Origin of the sequence: Stenotrophomonas sp. GZD-301 (assembly GCF_049310345.1) — a bacterium.
Lineage (GTDB): Bacteria > Pseudomonadota > Gammaproteobacteria > Xanthomonadales > Xanthomonadaceae > Stenotrophomonas.
Window position 1 is genome coordinate 26,462 of the sequence record NZ_JBMOWY010000060.1, and the last position, 18,341, is coordinate 44,802.

Annotated in this window: 12 protein-coding genes (1 of these 12 cut by a window edge); all 12 read right to left on the reverse strand. The window is 65.5% G+C overall.

Annotation, left to right across the window (positions count from 1 at the left end; genetic code table 11):
• Window positions 1-7,719, reverse strand: partial view of an amino acid adenylation domain-containing protein gene (locus ACO6VK_RS16185; protein ID WP_422508887.1) — the 5' portion only. It extends 426 nt beyond the left edge of the window; the window shows 7,719 of its 8,145 coding nt (coding positions 1-7,719); it begins with the start codon at window positions 7,717-7,719; its stop codon lies beyond the left edge, outside the window.
• A 32-nt stretch (window positions 7,720-7,751) separates the two neighbouring features.
• Window positions 7,752-7,970 carry an MbtH family protein gene (locus tag ACO6VK_RS16190; protein WP_422508890.1) on the reverse strand — a complete coding sequence of 73 codons (219 nt, stop codon included), beginning with the start codon at window positions 7,968-7,970 and terminating at the stop codon, window positions 7,752-7,754.
• A 31-nt stretch (window positions 7,971-8,001) separates the two neighbouring features.
• The gene (locus ACO6VK_RS16195) at window positions 8,002-8,811 is read right to left on the reverse strand and encodes a thioesterase II family protein (RefSeq protein ID WP_422508892.1); all 810 of its coding nucleotides are present in this window, start codon (window positions 8,809-8,811) and stop codon (window positions 8,002-8,004) included.
• Window positions 8,812-9,423: 612 nt separating this feature from the next.
• Complete coding sequence (locus tag ACO6VK_RS16200) at window positions 9,424-10,122, reverse strand: YIP1 family protein (RefSeq protein ID WP_422508894.1); 699 nt, start codon at window positions 10,120-10,122, stop codon at window positions 9,424-9,426.
• Window positions 10,123-10,157: 35 nt separating this feature from the next.
• On the reverse strand, window positions 10,158-11,375 hold the full coding sequence (locus tag ACO6VK_RS16205; RefSeq protein WP_422508896.1) for an ABC transporter permease: 1,218 nt from the start codon (window positions 11,373-11,375) through the stop codon (window positions 10,158-10,160).
• Window positions 11,375-12,139, reverse strand: a complete 765-nt coding sequence (locus ACO6VK_RS16210; RefSeq protein ID WP_422508898.1) for an ABC transporter ATP-binding protein — start codon at window positions 12,137-12,139, stop codon at window positions 11,375-11,377. The genes ACO6VK_RS16205 and ACO6VK_RS16210 overlap by 1 nt, the downstream gene beginning before the upstream one ends.
• Window positions 12,126-13,277, reverse strand: coding sequence for an efflux RND transporter periplasmic adaptor subunit (locus ACO6VK_RS16215; RefSeq protein WP_422508900.1), 1,152 nt, complete (start codon window positions 13,275-13,277; stop codon window positions 12,126-12,128). The genes ACO6VK_RS16210 and ACO6VK_RS16215 overlap by 14 nt, the downstream gene beginning before the upstream one ends.
• 187 nt (window positions 13,278-13,464) lie before the next feature.
• A complete protein-coding gene (locus tag ACO6VK_RS16220; RefSeq protein WP_422508902.1) occupies window positions 13,465-13,725 on the reverse strand; it encodes a 2TM domain-containing protein in 261 nt (86 codons plus the stop codon).
• Between the two features lie 136 nt (window positions 13,726-13,861).
• Window positions 13,862-14,605, reverse strand: a complete 744-nt coding sequence (locus ACO6VK_RS16225) for a 4'-phosphopantetheinyl transferase family protein (RefSeq protein WP_422508904.1) — start codon at window positions 14,603-14,605, stop codon at window positions 13,862-13,864.
• Window positions 14,606-14,735: 130 nt separating this feature from the next.
• Window positions 14,736-15,518, reverse strand: coding sequence for a 3-hydroxybutyrate dehydrogenase (locus ACO6VK_RS16230; RefSeq protein ID WP_422508906.1), 783 nt, complete (start codon window positions 15,516-15,518; stop codon window positions 14,736-14,738).
• Window positions 15,519-15,646: 128 nt separating this feature from the next.
• Window positions 15,647-16,600, reverse strand: coding sequence for a DUF5655 domain-containing protein (locus ACO6VK_RS16235; protein ID WP_422508908.1), 954 nt, complete (start codon window positions 16,598-16,600; stop codon window positions 15,647-15,649).
• 126 nt (window positions 16,601-16,726) lie between these two features.
• The gene (guaA, locus tag ACO6VK_RS16240) at window positions 16,727-18,292 is read right to left on the reverse strand and encodes a glutamine-hydrolyzing GMP synthase (RefSeq protein ID WP_411850776.1); all 1,566 of its coding nucleotides are present in this window, start codon (window positions 18,290-18,292) and stop codon (window positions 16,727-16,729) included.
• Window positions 18,293-18,341: the final 49 nt, after the last annotated feature.

Genomic DNA, 18,341 nt, shown 5'->3' on the forward strand with positions numbered 1-18,341 from the left:
CTCCGGCAACCAGTCGCCCAGGAATCGCTGCAGCTCCCCTGTCGCCGGCACGGTTTGGCCGGGACGTGCAACGACATACGCCACCAGCCGCTTGCCATCGCCCGCGCTGTGCACCTGCACGCTCACTGCGCCCAGCTGCGGATGGCTGGCCAGCGCTCGCTCCACCTCGCCCAGTTCGATGCGGTAGCCACGCACCTTCACCTGCGCATCGTCGCGGCCCAGGTACTCCAGCGTGCCGTCGGTGCGGTAGCGCACCCGGTCCCCGGTGGCGTACAGCCGTGCCCCGGCCTTGCCGCAGAAGGCATCCGGTACGAACCGCTGCGCGGTAAGCGCTGCATGCCCCACATAGCCCATGCCCACGCCGCTGCCGCCCACGAACAGCTCGCCTACCGTGCCCGGCGGCACCAGCTGGCCGTACGCGTCGAGCACGTATGCCGTGCGCCCGGCCACACCGCGTCCGATCGGCACGCTGCCCTGCCCGCTCCAGCCGTTCAAGGCCTGGCAGCAGCTGAAGGTGGTCGCTTCGGTCGGGCCGTAGCCATTCACCAGCGTGCCGCTGAACGGCAACGCCAGGTAGCGCTGCACATGCGAAGGCGACAGCGCATCGCCACCGGCCAGCAGGTAGCGCAGCCCCTTCAGGCCCTGCGGGTGCTCGTCGACCATCAGCTGGAACAGCGCCGCGGTCAGCCACAGCACGGTCACGCCGTTGGCCTCGATCAGCCGACCCAGCTCGCTCAGCGAGACCCGTCCTTCCGGCGCCATCACCAGCCGCCCACCGTTGAGCAGCGCGCCCCAGATCTCGAATGTGGACGCATCGAAGGACACCGGCGCCAACTGCAGCAGCACGTCGTCCTGGCCAAGCGTCACGTAGTCCTGGCCGCTGACCAGATCGACGATGCCGCCATCGCTGACCAGCACGCCCTTCGGCCGACCGGTCGAGCCAGAGGTGAACATCACATAGGCCGCGCTGTGGCCGCTGCGCCCGGCCCACTCGTAACGCTCGCCGCCGGCAATCGCAGTTTCCAGGTGTGACCAGGGCAGTACCGGCGCCTGCGCCCATTCCGGTTCATCATTGCTCACCAGCCAGGCGACCTGGGCATCGGCCTGCATCGCGCGCAGGCGTTCGCCCGGATAGCTCGCATCCAGCGGCACATAGGTGGCGCCGGCTCGGACGATACCCAGCAGGGTCGCCACCAGCCAGCGCGAGCGGGTCAGGCTGACGCCCACGCGCATGCCCGGCAGCACCCCGTTGCGGTGCAGCGCCGCGGCAATCGCTGCGCTGGCCGCCTCCAGCTGCGCATAGCTCAGCGTGCCGTCGGCGTCCTGCACGGCGATGGCATCGGGCACCGCCTGCGCGGTCCGTGCGAAGCGGCCGCCCAGGCTGTCGTCGCCGTCGCCCGGCGTGCCGGCCCAGGCCAGCACGCCCGCACGCTGGTCAGGCGCAAGGAAATCACGCGCATGCGAGGCCTCCACATCGCTGGCCAGGCATTGCGCGACGGCCGCGTACACGTGGGCGATCTGCTTTGCCTGGGGGGCATCGATCGCTGCTGAATCCAGGTCCAGCATCATGTGCAGTTCATTGCGCCACGGCTGGTACCCGGCCTGGAAGGTCAGCGGATAGTTGGAGTACTCGAAGCCGTCCGTGCCTTCCAGACGCATTCCGGATTCGCCCAACTTGTCGTACACGTGGAAGTGGGTGAAATTGAACACCACGTCGAACAGTGCCGTACCGCCCGCGATACGCTTCATCTCCGTCATCGGGAAGCGCCGGTGGCTCCAGTGCTGCTCGTTCATGTCGCGCACGTGCCCGATCAGGGTGCGCCACGTCCCCGGCGTCACCTTCAGCGACGCCGGAAGCGTATTGAGGAACATGCCCAGGATGCGCTCGCCGCCAGCCGATTCCGGCCGGCCATTGACGACCACGCCACTGCACACCTGCGCACTTCCGGTAATCACACTGATGGCTTTGAGGTGGATGGCCAGCATGACATCGCGCAGGCGTACGCCCAGTTCGACCGCCACCGCCGCCAACGCCTGCTTGTGCTGTGCCGCCAGCGGCACCTCCAGACGCAGCGGCTCGCCCACCGCAGCATCCGACCGCGCCGGCAATGGCACACGTCCCTCGTCCTGCAGCCTGTCCAGCCAGAACGCCCGGTTCTGCTGCGACTGCAGGGCGGCCTGTTCCAGCGCCACGAAGTCGGCATAACGCAGGGTCGGGGCCTCTACGCCCGGGTGGTTGCCGCCACGGCAGTGATCGCGCAGCAGCTCGGTCATCAGCGACGCCGCACTCCAGCCGTCGAGGATCGCGTGGGGGCAGCTCAGGTTGAGTTGATGCCGCGCGGGTCCCAACCGGAACAGGTCCACACGCAGCAACGAGGGAGCGTTGAGATCGAACGAACGGGTCTTCTCCTGCGCATTGGCCTGCTGCAGCAGCACGCGCTGCTCGTCGGCGCCCAAGGCAGACAGATCGTGGAAGCCGAAATGGCTGTTGGCCTCCCGTTGCACCACCTGCAAGGGGATGTCGAACCGGGACAGATCAAAGCCGGTACGCAGGATGTCGTGACGGGCGGTCAGCCGGAGCAGGGCCTGCTCGAGCGCCTGCGGGTCGATCTCGCCACCAATCGTGTAGTTCATGATGTCGTGGTAGACCGCATCATCCCCGCTGAAGTCCTGGTGGAACAGCATGCCCGCCTGCATCCGGCTGAGCGGGTAGGCATCGACGGCGGTGTCGCGCAGCGCGTCGGCGATGTCGGCGCGGACCAGGCTGAACGGCACGACCGCCGCCGGCCCCTTCGCCGCAAGCGGCTTCACCAGCGGAGCGAGTTTGCGGATGCTCTGCTGTTTGAACAGATCCTCCAGTTCGAAGTCGTAGCCGTGCGCATGGGTCAGTGCGCGCAGCTGGATACTGAGGATGGAGTCGCCACCCAGGGTGAAGAACGAGTCGTCCGGGTCGATCGCTTCAAGCTCAAGGACCTCCCTCCAGATCCGGGCCAAGGTCTGCTCCAGACCATTCAGCGGGGCGCCGGCCACTACTGACGGGGTTGCCTCCGCACTGATTGCCAGTGCCCGCAGCGCGGCGCGGTCGAGCTTTTCGTGCCGCGTCTGTGGCATCCGCTCCAATGTGATGAAACGTTGCGGAATGCAGTAGTCCGGCAAGCGCCCCGCAAGCACGTCCGCGACACGCTCGGGCGCACCGAAGTCCGCCGCCATCTGGACCAGACCCACCAGCTCGCGTCGCCCATCGGCCCGCTCCACCAGCTCCACGGCGGCCTGCTCCACCCCGGGCACCGCGTTCAACGCCAGCTCCACCTCGTCCAGCTCTATCCGGTAGCCGCGCAGCTTCACCTGGCGGTCGTCGCGGCCGATGAAGTCGATGTCCCCGCTGGGCAGCATGCAGACCACGTCGCCGGTGTCATACATGCGGGCGCCCGCGACCTCGGCATACGGATCGGGCAGGAAGCGGCTGGCGGTACGTGCAGCATCACCGGTGTACCCGTGTGCCAGCGCGGGTCCGGTCAGGTACAGGTGGCCGCGCATCCCGGCCGGAACAGGGCGCAATCCCGCATCGAGCAGCCGAGCCCCGACGCCAGACAACGGACGCCCGATCGGCACCCGGGCGGCATCGGTGCCGTCGCATGCATGCCACGTGGACCAGACGGTGGCCTCGGTTGGCCCGTACGCATTGAGCAGGCGATGACGTTGGGCCCAGCGTCGTGCCGATGCGGCCGGCAACGCCTCGCCGGCTGCCACCACCGTCACCGGGTGCGGCAGGACTTCTGGGTCCATTACCGCCAGGTAGGAGGGCGGCAGCGTGAGCAGATCGATCGCGCGCTCGCCAATCAATGCGTGCAGGTAGTCGGGGTCGCGCTTGCGACGTTCCTCCACGATATGCAGGGTGCCGCCGGTAAGCAGCGCCATCACCATCTCGTACACGGACGCGTCGAAGGTCAGCGAGGCGAACTGCGATACGCCATGCCCCGGCCCGGCACCCAGCACCCGGCGCTGCTGCGCCACCAGATTGCACACGCCGCGCCACGGCACGACCACTGCCTTGGGCGTGCCGGTCGAGCCGGAGGTGAAGATGATGTAGGCCGCATCGTCGTCGCGAAGGCCGGGACCCGGCGGAGGCGCGGTGATCTCCTCGCCACTCAGTTCGCCCGCAATCAGGACACGTCCACCACGTACCTCGGCAGGAAGGCACGCCACGGTCGCCGGCGACACCACCAGGTGGGCGATGTCGCAGGCGCGAAGCATCGCCTCCAGCCGCTCTGCGGGATGGTCGGCCGCCAGCGGCACATACGTGGCGCCCACGCTCCAGATGGCCAACATCGCCACCGGCAGCGGAATCGAACGCTCAAGGCAGACCCCGACCCGGGTCCCCTGGACCACGCCATGCGAGCGCAGACGGTCTGCCAGGGCGTGAACGCCGCGACGCAGGCGCGCGTAGGACCAGTGACCGCTGCCATCGTGCACCGCAGTCGCAGCACCCGCTTCGGCGCACACCGCGTCGAACAGTGTACGGAAGGCCTGCGCACCGGCCGCCGACTGCTCCTGGCGAACGCACCACTGTGCCGCAGGAACCAGCACCGCCTCATCGGGCCGCTGCTGCGGCGCGAGCGCGAGCGCGGCGAAGACCGTCGCGTAAAGCTCCGCCAGGGCCTCCGCACGCGCCTCGTCCAACCGTGCCGGATCGAACTCCAGCCTCAAGGTCAACGCGCCGGTGTCCGGATCCTCTGCCGTCTGCAGCACCAGCGGGAACGTGGAGTGCTCCCGTACCTGGGCGTTGGCAGCGCTCAGTAGCGCGTCGTCGCGCAGCCCCTTGTAGGCATGGAACTTGGTGAAATTGAACGCGGTCTGGACCGTATCCGGTCCGCCGAGCGCACGGCTGATGCGCGCATGTGGGTACAGCCGGTGGGGAAACAGCCGGCGCTCCTCCGCCTGTACGGCGCTGACCAGCTCGCGCCAGCCCAGACCGCTTGCCGGCAGGCGCAGCGGCACGTTGTTGAGAAACAAGCCCAGCGTTCTCTCGCCGTCCTGCCGATCCGGTCGTCCATGCACCAGGATGCCGGAGAACGGCTGCTGCTTGCCGAAGTACAGCGACAGGGTCTGCAGGTGTCCGGCCAGCAGCACACTCTTCATCGGTGCCTGGCAGTCTTCGACCCGCTGCTTCAATCCCCGCTGGATCTGCGGCGACAGCGGAATGTGCAGGCTGCGCACGTCTGCGGCCACCGGCTCGGCCAGTGGCTGGACGCGCTCGATCTGCAGCACGTCCGCATCGCGCAGATAGTCCGCCCAGAAACGCTCGGCGGCGGCGTCGGCCGTCGAGCGCCGCTCGGCAGCGATGAACTCCGCATACCGGCTGCGCGGGGGCTGCGAGGCGATCGGCTGTCCATCCAGCAGCGCCCGGTAGTCCACCAGCAGCTCCGCCAGGAACTGGGCCAGGCTCCAGCCATCCAGGATGGCGTGATGGAAACTGAGGGTAAGCCGCCACTGACGCCCGCTCTGGAGGTGAACGAAGGCGCGCATCAACGGCGCCTGCTGCCAGTCGAATGGCGTGCGTCGCTCCTGTTCCAGCCAGTCCTGGTAGTCCTGCTCCCAGCCCTGCGGCGGCAACCCGGTCCCGTCCTTCTCCAGCAGTGCGATCTGCGCGTGGCCCCAGACGAACTGCAGCGGTTCCGGCTTGCGCAGCATGTCGAACGAGGTACGCAGAATCGGATGCCGCTCCACCGCACCCGCCAGCACCTTCTGCAGCAGCTCCCTACGGTACTCGCCATCCAGGTCGAGATGATAGATGTCGTGGTAGACGGTGGTGGCGCCGCCGCCGAGGTCGGAGTGGAACAGCATGCCGGCCTGCATCGCGCTCAGCGGATAGGCATCCACGACGCCGTCGGGCAGCGCCTCGCGCTGCGCAGGGCCCAACAGCTCGAACGGGGCGATCGCCTCCAGCGGCGCATCGGCTGGCTCGGCCACGCGGACCTGCGCGGCCAGCTCGGCAAGGGTGTCGTAGTCGAATAGATCCGCCAGTTCCAGCACCAGGCCACGCTGATCGGCCAAGCCCTTGACCTGGATGCTCAGGATCGAATCGCCGCCCAGCTCAAAGAAGTTGTCGTGCCGGCCGACCAGGTCGACGTCCAGGACCTCCGCCCAGATCTTCGCCAGCACCTGTTCGACCGCGCCCTGTGGCGCTTCGTGCTGCGCATCCGAAGCAGCAGCTCCCGGTACCGGCAGCGCCGCCTTGTCGATCTTGCCGTTGGCCGTCAGCGGCAGCCGCTCCAGCCCCACGTACAGTGCCGGCACCATGTATTCCGGCAACCAGTCGCCGAGATAGCGTTGCAGTTCCCCGGCGGCCGGCACGGCATGACCCGGCCGCGCGACGACGTAGGCCACCAGCCGTTTGCCGTCGCCCGCGCTGTGCACCTGTACGCTCACCGCGCCCAGCTGCGGATGGCTGGCCAGTGCACGCTCCACCTCACCCAGCTCGATGCGGTAGCCACGCACCTTCACCTGCGCATCGTCGCGGCCCAGGTACTCCAGCGTGCCGTCCGGCAATGTACGCACCCGGTCGCCCGTAGCGTACAGCCGGCCACCGGACGCCGGACCATACGGGTCGGGAACGAAGCGCTCGGCCGTTGCGCCGGGCTGGCCGATGTAGCCCATGCCCACGCCGCTGCCGCCCACGAACAGCTCGCCCACCGTGCCTGGCGGCACGAGTTGGCCATACGCGTCGAGCACGTATGCAGTGCGCCCGGCCACGCCGCGCCCGATCGGCACGCTGCCCTGCCCGCTCCAGCCGTTCAAGGCCTGGCAGCAGCTGAACGTGGTTGCCTCGGTCGGGCCATAGCCGTTCACCAGCGTGCCGCTGAACGGCAACGCCAGGTAGCGCTGCACATGCGCCGGCGACAACGCATCGCCACCGGCCAGCAGGTAACGCAGCCCCTTCAGGCCCTGCGAGTGCTCATCGACCATCAGCTGGAACAGCGCCGCGGTCAGCCACAGCACGGTCACGCCGTTGGCCTCGATCAGCCGACCCAGCTCGCTCAGCGAAACCCGCCCTTCCGGCGCCATCACCAGCCGCCCACCGTTGAGCAGCGCACCCCAGATCTCAAAGGTGGACGCATCGAAGGACACCGGCGCCAGCTGCAGCAGCACATCGTCCTGCCCCAGCGTCACGTAGTCCTGGCCGCTGACCAGATCGACGATGCCACCATCGCTGACCAGCACGCCCTTCGGCCGACCGGTCGAGCCGGAGGTGAACATCACATAGGCCGCGCTGCGGGCGCTGCGCCCGGCCCACTCGTAACGCTCGCCGCCGGCAATCGCCGTTTCCAGGTGTGACCAGGGCAGTACCGGCGCCTGCGCCCATTCCGGTTCGTCGTTGCTCACCAGCCAGGCGACCTGGGCATCGGCCTGCATCGCGCGCAGGCGTTCGCCTGGATAGCTCGCATCCAGCGGCACATAGGTGGCACCGGCTCGGACGATACCCAGCAGGGTCGCCACCAGCCAGCGCGAGCGGGTCAGGCTGACGCCCACCCGCATGCCCGGCAGCACCCCGTTGCGGTGCAGCGCCGCGGCAATCGCCGCGCTGGCCGCCTCCAGCTGCGCATAGCTCAGCGCCCCCTCTGCGTCCTTCACCGCCACTGCGTCAGGCCAATGCGTCGCCGAACGAATGAAGGCAGTGGACAGGGATGTAGCGTTCGAGCTCGCGTGCTGGTTCGACATCGGAAGACCTCGGCTGCAACGAGAGAAGGGTTTCAGACTGCCGGCGTGGACTCACGCGCGGCGGCGATGGCGTCACGCACGCTCTTGGGCGTGATGTCCTTCCAGACCTGCTCGATGTGGTCCAGACACGCCTGCTTCGTGCCCGACTTGCCCTCCTTGTACCAACCCAGCGGCACCTCGCGGAACGACGGCCAGATCGAGTACTGCTCTTCGTCGTTGATGACTACGAAATATTCAACTTCAGCGTTCATGTTGCCTCCACGGATGGACTACGGATGGAAATCACGCATTGGATGAAGCGGCTTCTGCGTCACGGCTCAACCCCGCGCACGACACGGCCCTGCGTTCGAACAGGGACTGCTCAAGCGCCTGGCACACCTGTGCGGCGTGGCTGTTGATGAAGAAGTGGTCACCGTCGATGGCATTCATGCTGAATCCCGCGGTGGTATGTCGCGACCAGTCGGCGACCGCCTGCAGTGAAACGGACGGATCGTGCATCCCGCCGAATGCGACGATCGGCATCGGTAACGGCCGGGGCGCACGCGATTGATAGTCCTCGCACAGATTGAAGTCCGCGCGCAGCGTCGGCAGCAGCAGCTCGTACAGCGCGGGATTGGCGAGCACGGTTTCGGTAGCGGCATTGATGCGCGCAAGGATCTCGATGAAACGCGCATCGCTCACGCCGCGCACCGATTCCCAGCCGGCGGGATTTGGAATATGCGGCGCCTGTCGGCCAGAGACGCCCAACAGTACCGGCAGCGCGACGCCTTCGGCGCGCAGGCGCTGGACCAGCTCATGAGCAATCAATGCACCCATGCTGTGCCCGAACACGGCATACGGCTGGTGCACGTGCGGCCGGAGCACGGCAACGAGCGCGTCAAGCATGCGGTCGAGCGTGTCGATCGGTGCATCCAGGATGCGCATCTCGCGTCCGGGCAACCGCAACGGCACGGCGCTCACGTGATGCGACAACAGCCTGGACCACTGCCGGTAGATGGACGCGCCGCCCCCCGCATACGGCAGGCAGAACAGACGCACAGTGCCCTCCGCCGCAGGCCCGAGCGCAGGCATCCACCTGTTGTCATCGATCACGGACTGCTCCATGCATTCCCCTTTCCTGCGAACCCTGCACCGTGCAGGCACACGCTCCCGTCGCCCATCAACGTGAGCTCAGGGACACCCGGCAACGTAGAACACCCAATCGAAAGCGCGAACGACTACCGCTCGCGTTGGAACCCTTGCAGACAGCACAGCGCCAGCGCCCCAGAGGGACGGTCGCAGACAGCGGCGATCACGGATCGCAATGAACCGGAAACGTGTGGATTCGGCGCAGGAGCAAAAAACTCCACAGGGCTGCACGATGCAACCGGACGCCGGATACGTGAACAGTTGTTGCTGGTATCGATCGCAGAAATCATTAGCCTTCCAAGACTGTGAATTCACTGCACCCGGATCACCGCCTGGACTGCAGCATCCTCGCTGCGGCCATGATCCCCGGCATGGAAACAAATCGAACTACCGCTACTGCTTCAGTTGCGCCTCGACAGAACACAAGGCTTGATAATTGAGATTAGCACAGAAGATTCGTCTCGCAATCGCCTCAAGGCATCTTGCTTCATGACAATGTCGCACCAATGTGTGCGCCATCACACGACTTCACGGCACTGCTGCCCGCGTACAGGCAGCAGTGCCGCTGCAGCGGCATCACCGCGCGATGAAGAACGCCCAGACGCCGTATACGAGCAGGTATGGCGCAAGCACGATCACCGCCGACTTGATCAGCGACGCACCCACCCACAACCGGTAGCCCACGATCATCAAGGCAATCGACCAGATGGTGGCGATCGAGATACTGGAGAGCATGACCTTCCACGGTGACTCCGCCGGCAGGCGCAGCAGCAGGCCATCCAACGACAGCAGATTCAACTCCTCGGTCGCCAGGCGGTCGCCGCTCGCGGCAACGTAGGCAATCATCGCCAGCAGCACCAGCACGGTGGGCAGCGAGGTCCAGGAGACGAAAGAGAACCACTGACGGAAGCCCTTGTTGTCGCCCTGCAGCGCACCCACGGCATTGAAGTACAACGCCTGCAGCACGTACGCGCCGGGTACCAGCACCAGCACCGTCCCGATCGCCATCGTCAACTGGAAGCCCCGGCCCAGCATGTTCCGCGCGCTCTCGGCCTCCTCCTCGGTCAGCTCCTTGCCCATCAGGTTCACCTGATGATCGGCCAACCAGGCAATATCCACGCGCAGGTAGTAGAACACCCACGCCGCCAGGCTGAGACCCAGCACGGCCAGGAATGGCATCGCCCAGGAGTAGCCGGGAGGCAACGTGCGGAAAGCCTCCACGGGTGCCGTGAATATCCGCTCGGCAAGCTTGAGGTTGCTGCTGTTGTCCGTCACATACGCCTCCAGTTGTTGTTGATGAACCCGCCCCACTACTCGTAACGCAGCGCCTCGATGGGGTCCAGGCGCGCGGCCTTGGTGGCCGGAAGGATGCCGAACAGCACGCCCACCGCCACGGAGAACCCCACAGAAATGCAGACCACCCATGCCGGCATGTACACCGATGGCATGCCGGGAATGATCGCGGCGATCAGGCTGCCGACGCCGTAGCCAATGGCCACACCGATGACGCCGCCGAAGAGACAGATCACGATGGCCTCGATCAGAAACTGCAGCAGAATGTCGGCGCGCCGTGCGCCCAGCGCTTTGAGGATGCCGATCTCACGGGTACGTTCGGTGACCGAGACAAGCATGATGTTCATGATGCCGATGCCCCCGACCAGCAGTGAGATACCGACAATACCCGCCGCGACCAGCGTCACGGAATCCAGGATCGTGTTGAACGAGGCACTCAACTGCTCGGAGGTCTGCACGCGGAAGTCGTCGGCCTGCGCGCCCTGCAGCTTGTGCTGTTCGCGCAGCACGCGCCGGATGCGGTCAATGACCACGTCGGACCGCTCGGGATCCTCCAGCTGCAGCTGCACCTGGATGTCGTATTCACGCGAGCCACCGAGCAGACGCTGCATGGTCGAGAACGGCAGCAGGATGTAGTCGTCCTGGGAGAAGCCGAACAGCTCGCCCCGTCTCTCCATCACCCCGATGACCTTGCACCATTCCTCGCCGACCCGGACGAACTCGCCCAACCCGGGCTTGGGCAGCTCCAGGTTCTCGATCACCTCGGTGCCGACGATGCAGACCAGACGACGTCTGGCATCGTCGTCCTGACTGAAGAATCGCCCCTGCTGCGGATAGATTCGATTGACGTCGATGTAGCTGGCACCCACACCGAACACGCGCGTCATCGCATTGCGCGACCGGTAGCCGACCCGGCTGGTACTGTCGCCGGGGTCGAACAGTACCGGCGTGATGTGCGAGACGCCATTGACCTTGTGCCGGATCGCCTGCAGATCGGCTTCGGTCAACTTGGCGTTGCGGCCCAGCATCTGCTCACGCAGCGGCGTGAAGGAGCGGATGGTGATGGAGTTCGAGCCCAAGCTCTCGAACTGCATGCTGATCGTGTACGACAGCCCCTGCACGATCGACACAATCGAGATCACGGCGGCGACGCCGATGGCGATGCCCAGGGCGGTAAGAAAGGAACGGAACGCATGCGCCCGCAGCGACGTAAGCGCGGAGCGGGCGCAATCCATCAGCATGCCAGCGGCCTCTGCTGCTGATCGAGCTTGACCAGCCCGTCGTGCAGGGTGATCACGCGGTGGCAGCGCTGCGCGATGTCCGGCTCATGGGTTACCACCACGACGGTCTGGCCATCCGCCTGGAGCTGGTCAAACAGAGTCATGATCTCTTCGGTGGTGGTGGAATCCAGATTTCCCGTGGGCTCGTCGGCCAGCAGTATGCTGGGGTTGCCCACCAGGGCGCGCGCCACCGCGACGCGCTGCCGCTGCCCGCCGGACAACTCATTGGGGAGATGCCCCATGCGCTGCGTCAGACCGACCTTGCGCAGCGCGTCGCTGGCGCGCTCGCGTCGCTCGGCATACGGCATCCGGCGATACACCAGTGGCTGCATCACGTTGTGCAGGGCATCCACGCGCGGCAGCAGGTTGAAACTCTGGAAGATGAAGCCTATCTCGGTGTTGCGTACACCGGCCAGCGCGTTGTCGCCCATGTCGGCCACCGCCTGCCCGTTGAGCAGATAGTGGCCGTGCGACGGCTTGTCCAGGCAGCCGATGATGTTCATCAGGGTGGATTTTCCGGAGCCGGAGGCGCCGATGATCGCGACATAGTCGTTGCGCCGGATGTCCAGATCGATGCCGCGCAGGGCCTGCACCGTCTGCCCACCCATCACATACTCGCGGCGCACGCCGCGCAGCGCGATCACCGGGGCCGCATCCGCATCTGCAGGTTCCACCGTGGCAACCGGCGTCGCGCCAGCCGCACGCTCAGCGACGGACACGGGCGCCGTCCCTGTCGGCATCGCCGATCGCGTCGCCGTCCTTGAGCAGGCGCAGCGTCCGGAAGGGCCCCACCACCACGCGCTCGGCGGATTTCAGACCCGATTTGACCACGACATGGCTGTCCGACGACAAGCCCAGCGTCAGGTCCCGGCGCACGGCGGTGCCGGCCTCGTCCACGAACACATAGGCCTTTTCCTTGCCGGCGCGTGTCGCGTCTTCGTACAGCACCGCCTGGAGCGGAACTGCCAGTTCCTTGTCGCTGGACTGGATGTAGATCTCCGCGCGACAGCTGGTGCCTGGCTTGATCCGGTTGGCCTCGGCGGCGTCCAGACGGATATCAACGGCGAAAGAGAGGTTCTGCTGCCCCTCGGCCTTCACCGCCGATGCCGCAATGCGCTCGACCACGCCATGCACCACCTGATCGGGATACGCCGCTGCATGGATGGCGGCACGCTGGCCGATAACGATGCGGGCAATATCGGTTTCGTCGACCTTGACCTCGGCAATCACCGACGAGGTATCCGAGACTTCTGCGAGCACGGTACCGGGAATATTGGTGGTGCCTGGAATCACCGATTCGCCCGCTTTCACGTCCAGCCGCGTCACCACGCCGTCAAGCGGCGAGCGGATCTGCGTGCGCTTGAGGGTGTCGCGCGCCTGCGCCAGTGTGGCGCTCGACTGCGCCAGCGATTCGCGACGCGACTGCACGTTCAGCCGCGCCACATTCATCTTGTTCTCTTCGGCCTCGAACGTGCTGCGGTCAACCAGACGATCCTGCTGCAGCGCACGCAGCCGCTCTACCTGGCGCTCCAGGTTCCGCAACTGCGTCTGCTCCTGTGAGATCGCCACCTGCTGCAGCCGCGCATCGGCCTGCTGCTGCTCCAGCATCGCCTGATACTGCTCGGCTTCCAGCGCGATCAGCAACTGGCCCTTGCGTACCGTATCGCCTTCGCGAACGTCCACGCTGAGCACCTTGCCGCTGAGCTCGGAGCTGAGTCGCACCTGTTCACGAAACCCCACTTTTCCCGATGCGAGCACCGAACTGCGGACCACTTCGTCGGCGACGGGCAACGTCTCGACGGGAATGCCCTGTTTTCCTCGCAGCATGCCGGCAAGCACCGGCAGGCCGATCGTCAACCCGACAAGGGTTACGAACACCGCTGTAGTTTTTTTCACGCCCCCGCTCTCCATCCTGGATCTTCAATGCACCCCAAGGGACGCCCGGATACTGACGACACGGCACTGCGCACAGCTCACGCGCCAACCGGCCGCACCTCCCCGGGTGCGGCCTTGCGCTCACGGCATGCGATTTCCGCGTGACGTCTTACGGCTTCTTGTTGAGCCGCTTCTCGATCATCTTTCGTTCCCAGTCGGGACCGAAGAAGCTGAATCCGCGATAGGCGAACACGCCATGCAGGGCGACACCGACGCCCCAGCCCAGCAGACCCCACAGGATTACTGGACGATCCGGCACTGCATAAATGCCCAATGCGATCGCGAAGATCAGGTACATAAAAACGTGCGACCAGAATTCTTTCAGTCGCTTTACATAGCGTACTGCATCGACTTCTTCTTCCAGAGACATTCGTTTCTCCAGGGTGTGCATCCATGATCACACGCAGCGAGACCTAAGTGATGTAAGTGTCTCGGTTGCTAAACGAACATAGCATGCGATTTCCCGCCAAACAACCCGCCGCATGTCATGCGCTGAGTGCATGTCTTCATGACAGTTCCAAGTCCGACCACAGCACGCACACCCATGTCTCCACCTGCGTTGGCGTGATGTCGTAGCCGACGCGAATGCGCATGCCGGCCCGCACCGAAGGCGACAGGCGATCGCAGACCACAAACTCGAATTCCCCTGGTAGACAGCACGTCAGCTCGACCGCATCGAATCCGAAGAAGGCCCCTACGTGTGCGTACAGTGCCTTGAAAATGGACTCCTTCGCCGAGAACGCCAGCACGAGACCAAGATCGGGGTCAGAAAATTCTGACGCAATCCGGTGCACCTCCTGTGGAGCAAGCACCTGATCGCGCACCTCCGCAGCGGCGACCCGCGTCAGTCGTCCTTCCACGTCCACCCCCAGGCCTGCGACCGACGCATCGACCGTCGCAATGCAGACCGCGCGCCCTGCGGCGTGCGAAAGCGACGCCCGCACACCGACCGGCCACTGCGGCGAACGGTCTGCCGCCACCGCAACATGGACGACATCGCAGCCCACCGCAGCCAGCGCATGGCGTGCGCATAACCGACCCACGAGAAACTCGCTGCGGCGCTTCTCCACTGCAGCCATCACCGATGCCGGTGCAGCCACGCCGTACTCGTCGAACAGCGCGTCACAGTAGTACTGCTGATGAAATGCGCACGCGTATCCGTGGATCACCACACCACGCGTGCAGCGCTCATAGGCATTGTGCGCACCCAGGAACGCGGATGCGCGGGAAAGAGGCGGCAAGGTTGGCATGCGGATTCGAGCAGAGGATCGCGTCAGGCTGGAACGCGCCAGCCTGACTGTCAAGCCGCAGCCAATGTTCCCGCGCTACGGCGCGTCGGGTGGCGCTGCCGAAGCTGCAGCGGCGGGCACAGCCGGCCGGCTAGCGGGCTGTCCAGCCGCCATCCACCGGAAGCGCGGTCCCCGTGATCTGGGCGGCAGCGTCGGACGCCAGGAAGGCAACCATGTCTCCCAGCTGGTCGGGCGTCACGAACTGCAACGTGGGCTGTTTCTCGGCCAGCAACGCGCGAGCGGCAGACTCCTGATCCGTTCCGTCCCGCTCCGCCAACGCCGTGATCTGTTGCTCGACCAGCGCAGTTCGCACCCAGCCTGGGCAGATGGCATTGGCCGTGATGCCCGTACCCGCGGTTTCCAGTGCCGTCGCCTTGGTGAAGCCCACCACGCCGTGCTTGGCCGCTACGTAGGCAGACTTGTTCACCGACGCGACCAGTCCATGCACCGATGCGATGTTGATGATGCGGCCAGCCCCTTGCTGCTTCATGTAGGGCACGGCAGCCGCCGTGGCATGGAACACCGCCGATAGATTCAGCGCCAGGATCGCATCCCACTTGTCTACGGGAAACGCCTCGATCGACGCGGTGTGCTGGATGCCCGCATTGTTCACCAGGATGTCGATGCGCCCCATCGTCTCAACGGCATGGGCGATCATGTCCCGCACCGCCTCACCACGCGAAAGGTCGGCGCCGTCATGCGCCACCCGTACGCCACACTCGGCCGCCAGGCCGGAACGGATGCGTTCGATCTCCGCCGCATCGCCAAATCCATTCAGCACGATATCGGCCCCCTGACGCGCGAGCGCGATGGCAATGCCAAGACCGATACCGCTGGTGGAGCCGGTGACCACCGCGACTTTTCCAGTGAACATGAGCGAGATTCCATCGGGCATAAGTCGTTAGTGTAGCGACACCCGCGGTCTTGGCTGAGTCAAGGCCAAGGGGAGCCAGACATGCTCGGGACCTTCACATGGCGCCATTCGTTGGCGCTGCCGTCTGATCAACCCCGTCCGTCATATGCCTGCACGATCAACGGCTTGACCTGATCGAGATCCGCAAAGCTGGCGATGGACACCTCCAGATCGCCCGTCCCCCAGTGACCGAACGTACGGGCATCGCGCATGTTCGACGCCAGCGGCATGAGCGGGTCCGGGTCCACATGCAGGAACAGCAGCAGCCGGCTGCGCTGCGGCACTACCGTGGCGAAGTTCTTCAGGCGTTTGAACGCCATGTAGAGCTTCAGTTCCTTGCGCTGGACGTCGTCACCCAACGAAACGATGAAGTCGTCCAACGAACCGATCAGCTCCAGCATGTCCGCGCTCAACAGCGCCATCCACTCGGCGTATGTGCGGTCGGTGGAACTACCCGCAGCACGCACGTTGGCCACCGGTTCCGGCGGTGTCTGCACCGGCGCATCCACGGCACGCGGACGCGCCTTCGAGCGCCCGCTGCTGACGGTATTGATCTGCTCAAGCAGCAGCAGGTCGTCACCAAAGCGACGGTACCGGATCAGCTCCACGCTCTGGTTGATCTGCTGGACTGCGTGCGCATCGAACTTGGTGAAATCGGCCGCGATGCACAGCACGCGTGGCGAGCTCCAGTCGATGCGAGCTGCGGCCTCCATGCCAAGTTTTTCCATTACCTGAAGCTTGAACTCGGCCTGGTGGTCCATCAGCCAATGCAGGTAGTAGAGCCCCTGATTGATCACGTTCTCGCCCACGGACCGCTTGTATTCCAGAATCACCGGGCTGTCGTTTTCATCCAGCCCCAGCGAATCGATGCGACCGCCATGCGCCCTACCCGTCGCGTACTCGGAGGCGACGAAGCGGATACCCAGCATCGGCTGCAGATTGGCTTCGATCAGATGCTGCAGCGGCTTTTCCAGGTCCGATGCCCGACCCTGCAGCTCCGTTGCCAGGCCGTCGGCCACTCTGAACAGCTTGATGTCACTCATGCACGTGATTCCTTTCGGGAAATTGCGAGGTAGCGCACCGGACGATCCCGCGCCACCAACTTCACCATTTCACCTTGATCCCGTGAAAGTGACAAGGGCGCCTTCCGGCGCCCTTGTTGGTTCAACTCATTCCCACTCGATCGTCGCAGGCGGCTTGCCCGAGATGTCATAAACCACGCGCGAGACACCACGCAGCTCATTGATGATCCGGTTGCTCACCGTACCCAGGAAGTCATACGGCAGATGCGCCCAATGCGCCGTCATGAAATCGATGGTCTCCACCGCACGCAGTGCGATCACCCACTCATACGCGCGCGCGTCACCGACCACACCCACCGACTTCACCGGCAGGAACACCGCGAACGCCTGGCTGGTCTTGTCGTACAGGTCGGCCTTGCGCAGTTCGTCGATGAAGATCGCATCGGCCTTGGCCAGCAGTTCGGCGTACTCGCGCTTCACTTCGCCGAGGATGCGCACGCCCAGGCCCGGGCCCGGGAACGGGTGGCGGTAAACCATGCTGCGCGGCAGGCCGAGTTCGACGCCGAGGCGACGCACTTCGTCCTTGAACAGCTCGCGCAGCGGCTCGACCAGGCCCAGCTTCATGTGCTCGGGCAGGCCGCCCACGTTGTGGTGGCTCTTGATCACGTGGGCCTTGCCGGTCTTGCTGCCGGCCGACTCGATCACGTCAGGGTAGATGGTGCCCTGCGCCAGCCACTTGGCATTGCTCAGCTTGTTGGACTCTTCGTCGAAGATGTCCACGAACAGGTTGCCGATGATCTTGCGCTTGGCTTCCGGATCGCTCACGCCTTCCAGCTTGCTGAAATAGCGGTCCGCCGCGTTGACGCGGATCACCTTGACGCCCATGTGCTCGGCGAACATCGCCATCACCTGGTCGCCTTCCTGCCAGCGCAGCAGGCCGGTGTCGACGAACACGCAGGTCAGCTTGTCGCCGATGGCCTTGTGCAGCAGCGCGGCCACGACGGATGAATCGACGCCGCCGGACAGGCCGAGGATCACTTCGTCATCGCCCACCAGCTCGCGCACGCGGGCGATCTGGTCGTCGATGATGTTGGCGGCGGTCCACAGGGTTTCGCAGCCGCACACGTCCACCACGAAGCGGCGCAGCAGCGCCTGACCCTGCAGGGTGTGGGTCACTTCCGGGTGGAACTGCACGCCGTACCAGCGCTTCTCTTCGTTGGCCATCGCGGCCACGGGAATGCGGTCGGTCACAGCCGTCACGGTGAAGCCCGGGGGCGCGACCGAGACGTGATCGCCGTGGCTCATCCACACGTTCAACTTCGGCTCGCCGCCGTGGTCGCTCAGCCCCTTGAACAGCGCGTCGGGGTGCACGACGTTGACTTCGGCATGGCCGAACTCGCGCTGGTCGGCCGCTTCGGTGGCGCCACCGAGCTGGGCGGCCAGGGTCTGCATGCCGTAGCAGATGCCGAAGATCGGCAGGCCACTGTCGAATACTTCCTGCGGCGCGGCGGGCGCGCCCGGCAGCGTGGTCGATTCCGGGCCACCGGACAGGATGATGCCCTTGGCACCGAACGCGGCAATCTCGGCCGGGTTGTGGTCCCACGCCCAGATCTCGCAGTACACGCCGAGCTCGCGGATGCGGCGCGCGATCAGCTGGGTGTACTGCGCGCCGAAATCGAGGATGAGGATCTTGTCGTTATGGATGTTGGTCATGGCGCCCGGGCAATGCAGGAGGGAGTACGAAAAACGAAACGGGGGTAGC